General features: G+C 37.0%; 8 protein-coding genes. All 8 read right to left on the bottom strand.

Annotated elements, in window-relative coordinates; all coding sequences use genetic code 11:
• Nucleotides 1–333: 333 nt before the first annotated feature.
• The 8 genes from pckA to B7E04_RS05360 all read right to left on the bottom strand — a co-directional run bounded on the left by pckA (nt 334) and on the right by B7E04_RS05360 (nt 14,137).
• Nucleotides 334–1,950 (bottom strand): phosphoenolpyruvate carboxykinase (ATP), encoded by a 1,617-nt coding sequence (gene pckA / locus B7E04_RS05395; RefSeq protein ID WP_080777720.1) that lies wholly within the window; start codon nt 1,948–1,950, stop codon nt 334–336.
• 127 nt (nt 1,951–2,077) lie between these two features.
• On the bottom strand, nt 2,078–2,983 hold the full coding sequence (locus B7E04_RS05390) for a GYDIA family GHMP kinase (protein ID WP_080777719.1): 906 nt from the start codon (nt 2,981–2,983) through the stop codon (nt 2,078–2,080).
• Between the two features lie 11 nt (nt 2,984–2,994).
• On the bottom strand, nt 2,995–3,870 hold the full coding sequence (gene fabD / locus B7E04_RS05385; RefSeq protein WP_080777718.1) for an ACP S-malonyltransferase: 876 nt from the start codon (nt 3,868–3,870) through the stop codon (nt 2,995–2,997).
• 70 nt (nt 3,871–3,940) lie between these two features.
• On the bottom strand, nt 3,941–5,875 hold the full coding sequence (locus B7E04_RS05380) for a LysM peptidoglycan-binding domain-containing protein (RefSeq protein ID WP_080777717.1): 1,935 nt from the start codon (nt 5,873–5,875) through the stop codon (nt 3,941–3,943).
• A 38-nt stretch (nt 5,876–5,913) separates the two neighbouring features.
• Nucleotides 5,914–7,500, bottom strand: coding sequence for a bacillithiol biosynthesis cysteine-adding enzyme BshC (bshC, locus tag B7E04_RS05375; protein WP_080777716.1), 1,587 nt, complete (start codon nt 7,498–7,500; stop codon nt 5,914–5,916).
• 13 nt (nt 7,501–7,513) lie between these two features.
• Nucleotides 7,514–9,451 carry a putative porin gene (locus B7E04_RS05370; protein WP_080777715.1) on the bottom strand — a complete coding sequence of 646 codons (1,938 nt, stop codon included), beginning with the start codon at nt 9,449–9,451 and terminating at the stop codon, nt 7,514–7,516.
• 222 nt (nt 9,452–9,673) lie between these two features.
• The gene (locus B7E04_RS05365; protein ID WP_080777714.1) at nt 9,674–11,119 is read right to left on the bottom strand and encodes a RagB/SusD family nutrient uptake outer membrane protein; all 1,446 of its coding nucleotides are present in this window, start codon (nt 11,117–11,119) and stop codon (nt 9,674–9,676) included.
• A 6-nt stretch (nt 11,120–11,125) separates the two neighbouring features.
• Nucleotides 11,126–14,137: a SusC/RagA family TonB-linked outer membrane protein gene (locus B7E04_RS05360; protein WP_080777713.1), complete on the bottom strand. Its 3,012-nt coding sequence runs from the start codon at nt 14,135–14,137 to the stop codon at nt 11,126–11,128.
• Nucleotides 14,138–14,302 lie beyond the last annotated feature (165 nt).

Here is a 14,302-nt window from a genome sequence, read left to right as displayed (position 1 = left end):
AAAACATGATTCGATTCCGTCTGAAAACCTTTTGTTTATCTTAAAAAATTAAAATGTTCAAAAAGCTTTGTGATCGTTTTTATTCCCACAGATTCCTCAGATTTTCACAGATGTTTGAGAATATTTTAAAAAAAACTTAGGTGAGCTTCTCTGCATTGCAACATTAAAGCCTTAAATCACTTAAGTGTTCAAAAAAGCTTTTGTGGTTAAATTCTCTCGCTGATCTTGCAGATAAAGTTGATTTGCTGAGCACATTTATAACCACCATATGACATCGTTACTAATTTAAAAGAAAATAAAAAAGCCTCATCGTTTGATGAGGCTTTTGTTATATTAAGTAGTTTGCTGCTGAAGCTGAGGCCCTGAAGCAATAAGCTTCCTCCCTTCTTCAGTATCGCAATACTGTTCAAAGTTTTTGATATATCTTGCGGCAAGATCTTTTGCTTTTTCTTCCCACTCTGAAGCATTGCTGTACGTTTCTCTAGGGTCTAAAATACCTTCGGAAACATTCGGAAGCTGTGTAGGAATTTCAAGGTTCATAATTGGAACCTGAGTTTTAGGAGCGTTTTCAATAGATCCGTCAATAATGGCATCGATAATCGCTCTTGTATCTTTCAGAGATATTCTTTTTCCTGTTCCGTTCCACCCAGTATTCACCAGATAAGCTTTTGCTCCGTGTTCCTTCATTTTCCCGATCAGTGTCTTAGAGTACATTGTTGGGTGAAGGGTAAGGAACGCCTCTCCGAATGCAGGGGAGAAAGATGGTTCAGGTTCAGTGATTCCTCTTTCTGTACCTGCTAATTTAGAGGTATATCCACAAAGGAAATGGTACTGCGCCTGGTTCTCATCCAAAATTGAAACCGGAGGCAATACCCCGAATGCGTCTGCAGAAAGATAAACAATCTTCTTCGCGTGTCCTGCCTTGGAAGGAAGAACAATTTTATTGATATGGTAAATAGGGTAAGATACTCTTGTATTTTCCGTGATAGATCCGTCTTTGTAATCTGCAATTCCGTTGTTTACCACTACGTTTTCAAGAAGTGCATCTCTTTTGATCGCTCTGAAGATATCCGGTTCTTTTTCTTCGGAAAGGTCAATTACCTTGGCATAACATCCACCTTCATAGTTGAATACTCCGTTGTTATCCCAGCCGTGCTCATCATCACCGATCAGGAATCTCTTAGGATCCGCAGATAAAGTGGTTTTTCCTGTTCCTGAAAGACCAAAGAAAAGCGCTACATCACCTTCTTCGCCTACGTTGGCAGAACAGTGCATAGAAGCCATTCCTTTCAGTGGAAGGTAGTAATTCATCATGGCAAACATTCCTTTCTTCATTTCACCGCCGTACCATGTACCTCCGATGATCTGTAGTTTTTCAGTAAGATTGAACATAATGAAGTTCTCAGAGTTTAATCCCTGAGCTTCCCAGTTAGGGTTAGTAGTTTTGGAACCGTTGATTACTGTGAAATCCGGAGTTCCGAAATTCTCAAGTTCATAATGAGACGGACGGATGAACATATTAGTAACGAAATGCGCCTGCCACGCCACTTCAACGATGAACCTTACTTTTAGTCTTGTGTCTGTGTTGGTACCGCAAAAAGCATCAACCACATAAATTTTCTTAGCCTCAGAAAGCTGGTTCAGCACTAATGCTTTACACGAATCAAAATTTTCCGCTGTTGTAGGAAGGTTTACTTTCCCGTCCCAGAAAATTGTGTCTCTTGTAACATCATCCTGAACTATGTATCTGTCCTTAGGTGAACGACCTGTGAAAATTCCGGTTTTTACTGATACCGCACCAGATTCAGTAAGCTCAGCTGTCTCAAAGCCTTGATTTTCAGGAGCTACTTCAGCCTGATATAACTCCTCGTAAGAAGGGTTATAGACCACTTCGTAATTTCCTTTAATCCCTAATTTTTCTAAATCCTGGATGATTTTAGCGTGTTTCATTTTACTTATATTTTCTATTTCTTTATTGGGTTCAACAAAATTAATATTAATTATTTGTTAAAGGTGGTTTAAATATAATGATATAAGTCAGAATGACAAATAAAAATAAAGGATTGTAAATAATTGATTATAAATTAATTATATCAGACCATTCAAAAACGGCGTTAAAACCTTTTCCCCAAAAATAGTCCTTATAGCCGTCAAATTTAGCACTCATCACAAAATCTCCACCCCATGCCCCCAAACTTTTGACGAAAACAGGGCAGTCTGCGAAAAATTTTTCTTTAACTGTAGGAATTTCAAGGAATTTTGCAATTTTTTGTTCATGAATCATCATCAGCTCAGAAAATTTTTCCAATTCACTGCATAACAAAACTTTTTTTGTGATATCCGAAAATTCATCAACCAAAGTTTGAGACTTTGCTTTTGACTTGTAAAAATTGATTCCTTCCCTGCTGTCCTGTTTCTGATTTAAATGAATAAAAATCAGTTCATTTTTGAATGGCGGGTCGAAATTTACTCTTTCATAGGCAATTTCCGGCTTGCTCCGGAAAAGTACCGCCGATTTTTCTTTTGCCACCGCAATATCATAGCCGCTTCCGCCCAGACTGATTGAATTTAAATGAAAAGGATTGATGTCTGCCCACTCAGCAAGGTTGTTCATTAAGGTGGAACTGCTGCCAAGCCCGTAATCGGCAGGAAACTGAAGATTGGTCCTTATATGGTAGGTGGTATTGCTTTTGAATTTGATTTCAGAAAGCTGCTGAACATTTTTTAAGGTTTTGAGGATAAATTCAGCGCCTGGAAGTAGATTGGTCTCCAGAATTTCCCAGTTTCTGTAATCAATGACCGCTTTGAGCCATAGTTTATTCTGATGAGAGGCTTCCCAGAAAATCAATGATTTTTCATTTTCTGTTTCTTCAAAAAAAAACTCTTGTCCAGGCTTGGTAGGTACCGCCAGGACAAGAGCTCCGTCTATCGCGAAATATTCTGAAGTAAGCATAAGCTTTCCCGGTGAAAATATTCCGCTCATATTTTTCTTAATTAGATGGCTGAAGCAACATCTACAGAAGGATCAATTTTCTTGATAAGCCCCTGAAGGGTTTTTCCAGGACCTACTTCTACAAAATTAGAAGCACCGTCCTTGATCATATTCTGAACAGACTGTGTCCATTTTACAGGACCTGTAAGCTGAGCGATCAGATTTTGCTTGATCTCTTCAGGATTGATTACAGCCGTCGTAGTGATATTCTGATACACCGGAATAGTTGCTTTTCTGAATTTGGTCTGCTCGATTGCGGCTGCCAGTCTTTCCTGTGCAGGCTGCATCAATGGAGAGTGGAAAGCTCCGTTTACAGGTAGCAATAATGCTCTTTTAGCACCTGCTTCTTTAAGCTTTATGCAAGCTTCTTCTACCGCAGGGGTTTCTCCTGAAATAACCAGCTGTCCCGGACAGTTGTAATTGGCCGGTACCACAATACCGCTGATCTGTGCACAGATCTCTTCTACCTTGGCGTCTTCAAGACCTAAGATAGCAGCCATAGAACTTGGATTGGCATCACAAGCTTCCTGCATGGCTTTTGCTCTTTCGGATACCAGTTTCAGGCCGTCATCAAAGGATAAAACTCCATTGGCTACCAATGCTGAAAATTCTCCTAAAGAATGTCCTGCAACCATTTCGGCTCCAAGACCGTTTACTGCCTTTAAAGCAGCCACTGAATGTATAAAGATGGAAGGCTGGGTAACCTCTGTTTTCTTAAGATCTGCATCCGTTCCGTTGAACATCAACGAAAGAATGTCGAAACCTAAAATTTCATTGGCAGATTCCATTAAGTCCTTAATGTCTTTTCTAGAATCGTACAATTCTTTTCCCATTCCTACGAACTGAGAACCCTGCCCAGGAAATACAAGTGCTTTCATGTATTGAATTAAATATTATGCAAATATAAAGATAATGTTAAAAATATTCCTTTAAAAAGGCATAAATCATTTAAGGAACTAACCTGATCACCCGGTATCCGGTATTTACGTAAGCTCCGTTTGCTTTAGATTTTACAAACTCAAACTTGGTAGCAAGCTGGGTCTGCACTTTATTCATCTGCTTAAAGATCTCACCTTTTCTGTTTTCTCTGGTCAGCATATCATTCACGACATCAAAACCAACAATGGCATATTTAGGAGGAGTTTTACAGTATTTATTTTTATACGCAGCCAGGATTTCTTTTTCAAAATTCCCGTCTGTATTGATTTTTCTATCCATCAGATACACAAGGCTTGCCTGGCTCAGATCATCCACCTTCTTTTCAAAAGTCGGAGAATAATACATACTGAATGCTTTTACGCCCTGAACTTCTTTGGAAAGCGCAATGACTTTATTGGCAAAAGCTTCGCCTGCAGCATCGTTGTCGCTGGCCAGAATCGCAATAACCGGAGCAGACTGTCCTGTCATCATATTCTGATCCAGCTGAATTTCTGCCGGAGAATTCACGATGATGATATTTGGATTTTTAACCGCTTTTTCCAGACCTCCTTTGATATAGCTTGCAATTTCCTTTTTGCTGTCCGCTACCACATAGATTTTCTGATCGGAATAAACAGCTTTTACTTCATCTACAATTTTATCCGCATAGGTCTGGTCATTGGTTTCCACGATGATCAGGTTGCTGTAATTATAGAGTTCCGGTGAGTTGGCAAACGGCGCCACCACAGGAATTTTCTGATTTTTTGTGAAATCAAGAACGTCAATTACGTTTGATTTAAAGAATGGACCAATGATCAGGTCTGTATTTTCAGGATTGATCTGCGACATTGAGTTTTTAAATGAAGCTTCGTTTCCGGAATCCACAATTTTAATATCCAGCTTTTGACCTCCTCTTGCATTTCTTTCGATGGCCAGTTTGGCTCCGGTAAGGAAATCCAGCGCCATTGCTCTATACTGGGTTTCATTGGTACTGTATCCGAAAGGAAGCATCAGCACAACGCTTAATGCATCACCGCTTTTCTTCACATAGACAGGATCCTGCTTTCTGATCTTCAGAACCATACCGGTTTTCAGTCCTTTGGAAAGATCCGGGTTCAGTGCGATCAATTCATCAATGGAAACTCCGAATTTATTCACAATGGAGAATACAGTATCTCCCTGCTGAACGGTATAAGTTACGTAATCATCCGATGCTGCAACCGGTGCCGGTGTGCTGGAAGATCTTTCGTTCCCTGAATCTATTTTGGTTTTCGGATTTACTGCCTCAACAGATGTATCCGTTTTTATTCTTTTTACTTTGATGGTTTCGCCGGGCTTCAGTCCTTTTTCCTCCAATCCCGGATTTAAGGCGTAAAGTTCCTGCTGGCTGATTCCAAACTGTTTTGTAATTCTGTAATAATTATCTTTTGACTGGATCACATAGGTTTCTCCATCTGCCTGAGCAACTGCTGGTGTCTCTACATGAGTTTCCATCGGCTTAGTGGTTGCAACAGGTACGGCCTGCTGGTCGCCATATTTTTTGATGCTTTCCAGAGGCAGAACGATTTCGTCGCCAATTTTTCTATGGTTATCCAAATCCGGATTCAGTTTTCTGAGATCTGTTTCAGAGATACGATATTGTTTTGTAATTCCGTAAATGGTCTGTTTAGGCTGCAGGATAATTTTTCCCACCTGAACACCTCCATAATTGGGTTTTGCTTTTTCAACAACAGCAGGTTTGGAAACAGTTGCGGCTTGTTTCTCAGCTTTCACCGTAACCACATCTCCTATAGCCAGCTTACCGTCTTTGTATTTGGGGTTCAGCTTTAACAATTCATCTACAGTTATCCCGTATTTTTTTGCAATATTATATGGATTATCTCCTTTTACAACGGTGTGCGAGCTCTGGGCAGATGCACCCAAAACCATACATAAACTGGATAGAATAAAAAACCTCTTTATCATACTCGATAATTATAATTTACAAAAATACTTCTTTAAAATTAAATGGCAACAATTATTAATTTTGATTCTTGAACCACCATTTCCTCCCAACAATTTTCAAGCCATGAATATCCGTAATCCGAAAAGAATACACTAAAATTATAGACTCTTTCCTGCCAGGTTTTTGAAGGATGAACATCTAAAAATAATTTCTCAAGCCTTTCAAGCAGCTCGCCCTGTTTTATTTTCTCAGCATGCAGCAGACGTTTTTTCATTCTTTTAAATGATTTCAGCTGTCTTACTTCTTCCGCTTTTACCATATTTCCGAATGAACGTTCTGTGGTTTCTGCGATGGCTTTCAGTTCTGAAAAACCTTTTTCCAGAAGAGTTTCTTTATCATCAAGCAAGGATAACACGCTGCTGTCTTTTAAAATCTTCTGATTGGTGATTGCCGTAAAGTTTCCGAAGAAATCCTGAATGTTCAGATCCAGTTTTTCAATTTTACCAACTGTTTTTTCTTTGATAAAAAGCATGGAGTTCCTTGGAATCAAAATCGGAAAAGGAATATCAAGTGATTTAAAATAGTCTTTGAGTTCCAGCCAGTACATAATCTCTGCATTTCCTCCGATATAAGAAAGATTTGGGAGTACTTTCTCCTGAAAAACAGGACGCATCAGGGCATTCGGACTAAATTTTTCGGGATTATTTTCCAGCTCACCTAAGATTTCTTCGCGGCTAAATTTTTTATCTGTATCTACCGCGATATATTTTTCACCGTCAAAATCAATCCGGTCCCTGGTTTCGGAAAGGTAGAAAAGATTAATTTCACGTGGATTGACCTGAACTTTACCGTATTTTTTCGTTAAAAAATCTACTTTTTCCCTTGAATTTTTCTGCAGACTGAAGTTTAACAATTCATCTCTGAAAATTTCTTTGACCTGATTCTTTAATTCCTTCGCATCACCGTCTATAATCAGTAATCCGAAATCTGAGAAAAGCCTGTTGACCAGAATTTTTATAGCCGCAGTTAATGAATTTCCAACTTTATAGGCTTCTTTCATCATCAGGATAAGTTCTGTTCCAAAGACAGAATCTTTAAACTCTTTCTCGAATTCTGAAATGAAAAAGGTATCACTGACTGTAATTCTTCCTACCGGACCACCGGATTTTTCATTGATCTCATAATAATTATTTTCAGTCTTAAAATGATTGATCTCTGCAAAATCATGATCTTCCGAAGCCATCCAGTATACCGGGACAAAATTAAAATCCGGGAAATTTTCCTTCAGATAGCTACAGGTTTTAATGGTCTGCAAAATTTTATAGACAAAGAATACAGGCCCGGAAAACAGATTGAGCTGATGTCCGGTAGTAATCGTAAATGTATTCTGCTGTTTTAAATTCTCAAGATTTTCTTTCTGTTTCGAGGAAAGGCTAAGCCCTGAAAGCTGCTGTTCCAGGACATCTGACAAGGTCTGTCTCTGCTCTTCCGAAAACGAATTCTGCTTAAGATGGATCTGATCTTTAAAGTGATCTAAAGAAAAGGTATTGTTTTCAAAACCCTCAATTTTATGGTTCAAAAAATCTTTCACCAACTGAGGGATGCTTTCTATATCGTTAAATGATAATTTGTCTATTGTTTTCAACCTGGTATAGCTTTTAGTTGAACAAATACCACACAATTCCGATGTTCAGCCTGAAATCATAAACAGGATAATGTGGAAATGCGTAGGCTTTATTGTTGGAGATTACCGTTCCTATCTGCTGTCCTTCTACGTAGAAGAACATTTTTTTCACCTTCATATTAATATAAAGATCGGCGATAGGCTGCCCTCCTATGGAGAATGAATCTGCTCTTGGAAGGATATACTCGTTCAGGATCGGGAAATATTCTCTTGAAGCAAATTTTGAAAAATAGTACACTTTCACTCCCATCTGTAACTCTGCAGCATCTTTAAATGCTTTGCTCTGGAAGAAGAAATTGGCTCTTCCGATAAAGCCTGGCATAGGAAGAAGCTCTTTATTCGTGAGGGCATTCTGGAAATGAAGTCTTGTATTCAGGTGGAACTTTCCAAAGCTGAACGTTGCATCACCACCAATCTGGGAAATGTTCAGTGAGCTGCTGCTCTGTATCGGTGCTCCTTCACTGTTGATGTACGTATAGTTATCTATTCTGAAGTAATTGGCAAAAATTTCTGTTTTAAACCATTTCAGATTGACACTTCCTCCAATCTCAGTGACTGCCTGGTTTTTGGCGTCCTCCAGATGATAATTGTATTTATGGTAAACAGAGGTATTTAAAAGATAATTAAAGGAAGGATAAGCACTCTGGAAGTTTACTTTTGCATTCACAAAATAATCTTTTATGGGCTCAAACTTAATATTGTTGGCTGTTCTCAGATAACTTCCGAACTGGCTTCCGTTTGAAAATTCCAGAAAAGATTTAAGCTGGAACTTATCCCAAAGTTTAATCTGAAGGTTTCCAACAGCTCCAATTCTGTTTTCTTTAAGTTCACCAGGCAATTCTGTCCCGTTCACTACAGCCAGATCTCTGACTCCAAATTTCAGCATCTGGTATCTCACCCCTCCATCAAGCTTGAATCTTTCATTGTTGAAAACAAGACTTACTGTGTTGCTGAAGTTGTCTGAATATTTTTTTGTAGTCAATGGAAATCCTGAATTGACCTCTGAAACATTATCAAACCAGTAAGGTTCCAGTGCACTCTGATTGTAAAAATATTTATTCCCCTGATGAGAAAGGGTATGTCTTATGCTGAAAGGAAATTTTTCCGAATTGAACGGGGTAAACTGATGACTCAGATAGTATCTTCTGTAGGAAAACTGGGAGCTTGAAGAAGCCAGATACACCTGTGCATTCTGCCTATTTCTGTAGTTGCTGTCACCATTCTGAAACAGTTCATCTTCTGTGATCCCTCCGCTTTCCTGATTGTTGACGTTCTGGTGAAGATAATGCGCAAACAGTTCATAATTTCCACTTTTGGAAACATAATGTCCCGAAAACAGCGTATTGTTGTTGGATGCCAGGGAATTTCTATAAAACCCCTGTGAACGTAGCCCCATATAATTAATCGCAAAATTGAATCTTTTCCCGATATTCTGCGTATAGGTGGAATTCAAAGCTGCCCCGTTCTTCATGGCTGTATGATAAATGAAAGTTGCGGTAGGTGTCTTTACATCATAATACTTTACATCATCAGCACCAATGATCATATATGCCTTGTTGGAAGGCAGTAAAGACAGGTTCTGCTCCGGATTTACTTCATACACCAAAGGGTTGAATCCTGCCCCGATATTGGCTACTTGGGCTCTCCCAAAGTTATCTGTATTGTTATACTGCGAAAAAATATGGGTTTTGTCGAAAGTCAGCACCGTATCAAAAATTTTCTTCTCAGAAAACTGGGTCTGATACTGATAATCGTTAATGGTAGGTTTAAAGATTTTCAGGGAATCTTTTTTCCCTGTGTCTATGACAAGGGTGTCTTCTTCTTTTTGCGGGCTTTTGTTGTCTGTTTTATTGACTACCTGGGCCTTCGAGACAAAACCGAAGAAGATTATTATGAAAAGGATGTACTTCATGCGTTGATTATATTGTTCAAAAACCGAATGGTTTGTGTATTGATATTGTACAGCAAAAATAAGAAATAAAAGGAAATAAAAAACCCTGCCTTCGCAGGAGATTAATATGCAAAATTAAGGTGTGTAAAAAACAAAATCAGAGTAGAAAACTCCTACTCTGATTTAAATATATTTTTAATAAACTAATCAATCTTTTCAAGAAGAATAGCTTTATAGCAATCCTTATGGATTTTGCGTAACATCCGGGTTAGCTAGTATTTCAGATTGTGGAATCTGGAAAGTAAATCTTGGATCTCCCGCAGGAATATTTAATTTACCTACTAAAAGATTATGATTCGTTCCGGCGTAGTCTCTTGTTAGTGCAACACCTAATCTCTTCATATCAAACCAAGCACAACCTTCACCCCATAATTCAATTCTCTTTTGAAGAATAATTTCATTAATAAGAGCACTTCCTGAAGCAGTTACCGTATAACTTGGATCTCTTAATACAGTAATTTGACTTAATAAGGTTTTCGCCTGTGCCTCATTTCCTAATTTTGCCAATGCCTCAGCTTCAATATAATACATTTCAGAAGCTCTCATATAAACATAATCTCCGCCATTACCAACAGACTGATCTCTAAACTTAAGATTAGCATATTTTGGCACATTATAAGGTGCAGCATTATTGGATGCCTGATATACAGATTTTCTATAATCTGTAGCAGGAATAATATCATATAATCTTTTATCTATAGACTTATAAATACCTAATCCTCCAGCGTACCCAGATGGATCTGTATTATCAAAGTGTGCAAAGAAACTAGCAACGAAAGAAGATGTCTCGGATGTTATTATCCCTCCCCACATGATATCCGGATTTGAATCTAAATCATAAAATCCATCTTTCCATTGAGCTTCTGTAGGCTGAGTAAATGACTGTCTTGCAAGATTAGCCATTGAAGCAGCTTGAGCATAGTTCCCCATTTCTAAAGAAACCTCTGCTAAAAATGCTTGAGCAACATTCTTATTAATTTTCTCTTTATTAATTCTTGAAAAACCATCTAAGTTATCAATAGCTTTTAATAAATCTGCAGTAATTTGGGAGTATACTTCACCAACTGTTGCACGTGGCTTTCCTTCAAGAGAGGCTTTTGTATAAAGAGGAACACATGCTGCTGAAGTATTTCCAACATAAGTAGGTCCAAAGATTCTAGCTAGCATAAAATAACCATAACCTCTTATAGCTAAAGCCTGTCCATACATAGATTTATTTTCTGGAGTAATTCCATTTTCTTCAATTGCAGTAATTACATTATTAGCAGCTTTAATTTGCTGATAATACACTTTCCATGCAAATAAAGATCTTGCAGATGTCTGTACTCTTCCTGTATAACTATAAAAAGCAACAAAATAATGACTTGCTGTTTGTACCATATCATTAGACATCATATCCATTCCCGAAAGAATTCCTTTGTGTCCAAAATCTTCATGGTTACCCGGAGAAGCTAATCCATAAGTATGAAGACTTGTATATATTCCGTCAACCAAACCTTGTAAAGCTGCAGGGGAAGTTGCCAGCTGTTCATTATTAATCGTTGACTCTAAATCTGTATCTAAATAGTCCTGACCACATCCTGTAAGGACTAAAGTCGAACATAATAATATACCAAATATCTTTTTCATTTTTTTCTAAAATTTAACTGTTAAACCAAAAGAGATTGTTCTCTGAGCTCCATATCTGTTTAGCGTTTGTCCATTTGTACCTAACGCGTCTCCTACTGTAACCAGACGAGGGTCCATTCCTTTTCTTTTAGACCAAAGAGCAAGGTTAGTTCCAAATACACCGAAAGTTACACCTGAAAGGCCATCCGGCAACCAATCTTTTTTCAGATCGTAAGTAATAGCCGCATCCTCAAGACTTATGTAGTCTGATTTAATTAGGAATAGATCTGAAGCAGCCATGTTGTTATCTCTTGATCTGTCAATTGCAGGTAAAGCTGCTGAAGTATTGTTAGAAGTCCAAGTATTATAGATATCTCTATGATAATTTTTAACATCTCCGGTTCCAGACTGCATTAATCCTGCATAGATATTATCATACATATATCCACCAAACTGGTATCCAAAATTCACAGAAACATTAATTCCTTTGTATCCGAATTTGGTTCCGAAACCACCATAAAATTTAGGGTTTGCATTTTTGTCAAGTGTATATAATGTAGCATCTGCATACACTTCTGTAGTAGTTTGTGATACCACGTTCCCGTTAGCATCTTTCACATCTTTATACCATGCAGCATTTCCATTAGTACTGTTTACTCCGGCAAATTTTCTCAAGTTGAATGTGTATGCCGAAATTCCTTCTTCAAATCTAAATGTTCCAGAAGTGAATGGATTTGGAAGAGATGTTACGGTATTTTTATAATATGTGGTATTTCCATAAACAGTCCAATTGAAATCCTCTCCTTTTAATACATCAGCAGAAATATTAAGTTCAAAACCTTCATTTTTCATGTCAGCAATATTTCTTGTGATAAATGAAGTTCCAGTAGAAGAAGGAAGAGGAAAGTTGAATAATAAATCACTTACTTTTCTTTGGAAATATTCTGCATCAATATTTATTCTGTTGAATAATTCTAATTCAAAACCGGTATTTAAGTTTTTAGAAGTTTCCCACTTCAAGTCTTTATTACCTTCATAAACCTGAACAATAGATACATTTCCAGAAGCATCAGGAATATTTTCATATTGAGATTCATAAGCTTTGAAATTTCTTCCGAAACCAAAATAACTTCTGTGGTTTATATTTGTTGTACCTGGGTAGAATAAAGCATCATTTCCTTGTTCACCGTAGCTACCTTTAAGTTTTAAACTTGTAACAATTTTGTTTCCTTTTAAGAAATCTTCGTTAGAAACCATCCAGGCTGCACCTAGACCAAAGAAATTCCCCCAACGATTTTCAGGACTAAAAACAGAAGATCCATCTCTTCTAAAGCTTGCATTAACAAAATATTTATTTGCATAGCCATAGTTTAATCTAGATAGTAAACCTTCTACATTATAATTATCATTATAACCATTCAAATCACTAAATCTGGATCCATTACTGACGTTAGTCAATCCAGGTATTACTAGATTCGATCTGGTTCCTGAAAGCATTTTAGCAGTATAATCATTACTCTCATGTCCAACCATTATATCGATAGTATGACTTCCAAATGCTTTTTTCCAAGATAATAATTGCTGGTTATTAAATGTTTGCTCATTTGATGTTGCAGTTCTTACTGTACCGTTTTGAGAAAGATAATCACCTCCAACATTATTTCCATAGAAATTATAGTTTCCATTCACGATGTCAGCCCCAAAATTATAAGTGAAATTAAAACCCTCATAGAAATCCCATGATAGACTAGCTCTACCATTGATGTTATCTTCTATATTTCGAACCTGATCCAATAAAGCTTTAGCATAAGCATTTAATCCTCCTCCGTAATTTCTAGCTAGACCCATTCCATTTGGATTGGTTAAACTACCAAAATCAAACATTCTATCTCCATTAGAAGTATATTTAAAGCTGCCGTCTGTATTTCTCGCCCAGATTGGAAAAATTGGAGCTATATTTCTTGACCAGCCTACTAAATTTGAATATTGATTACTCCCTGATAAAGAGTTTGGAGCACCTTGATCTGTTCTTGAGTAATTTAAACTCGTACTCAGCTTTAATTTATCTGTTATCTGATAATCAACTTTTGAACGACCAGAAAATCTTTTAAATCCAGAATTTAATAAATATCCTTCATCATTCAAATATCCTAATGAAAAGTATGTATTTAATTTCTCAGAACCAGATTGAATACCTACATTATACTCTTGTCTAACACTTGGCTTAAACAATTCTTTTTGCCAGTCATCACTATATAAAAGTTTAGCATTTGGATTTAACTTACCTGTTGAAGGATCAATCAGATTAGCATTAGGCACATTATAGGCATTATAAGAAAGGCCATCACCACCTGTAATTAAATCACTAATTGCATTGTTGGTAGCAGTTGTATAATTCTGTCCAGCAAAAATATTACTTTGTCTTAATCTTTCGAAATAAACTTCATAATATTCTCCTGGATTTTTAATAATATCATATTCCTTTACAGCTCTAGTATTAACACCAAACTTTGTGTCAAAGGTAATATTCATTTTTCCTTTTGTACCTTTCTTGGTGGTGATGATAACAACACCATTCGCCCCTCTACTTCCGTACAATGCGTTAGCAGAAGCATCTTTAAGAAACGTAATATTTTCAATATCGTTATTGTTCAGAGAGTTAATATTCCCCCCGAAAGGCATTCCGTCTACAACATATAGAGGATTGTTAGAAGATGATAATGATCCTAAACCTCTGAATCTAACTTGAGGAGGATCTCCAGGCTGACCAGAATTAGTAGTAATTTGAACCCCTCCAACTTTACCTGACAACGAACCCATAACGTTACTTGATTGAGCGTTTGCCAATTCTTTCGCGTCAATTTTCCCAACAGATCCAGCTATAGATTGCTTTTTTTGTGATCCAAAAGCAACCACTACTACTTCATCAATTTCTTTTGTTTCAGAAATTGTGTCGTTACCTTTTTTTTGTGCAGATAAGGTTTGTGCTCCAACAAAGAACAAAACTCCAGCACTTAATACACGTAGTTTAACATTCATATTAACAAATTTTAATATATTTAATTCGCAAATATGTTAATAAATATTAACACTCACAAGTATCATAGGAGTGGAGACAGGAACTTTATTTTATAAATTACTTTTATTTATCCATTGTCAAGTATAGATTACACAATAATATTCAGCTTTATTTGTTTAAAACTT

Source organism: Chryseobacterium phocaeense (assembly GCF_900169075.1).
In the GTDB taxonomy this organism is placed as follows: domain Bacteria; phylum Bacteroidota; class Bacteroidia; order Flavobacteriales; family Weeksellaceae; genus Chryseobacterium; species Chryseobacterium phocaeense.
The sequence above is the reverse complement of the archived record's forward strand: the minus strand, read 5'-3'. Positions and strand labels throughout refer to the sequence as shown.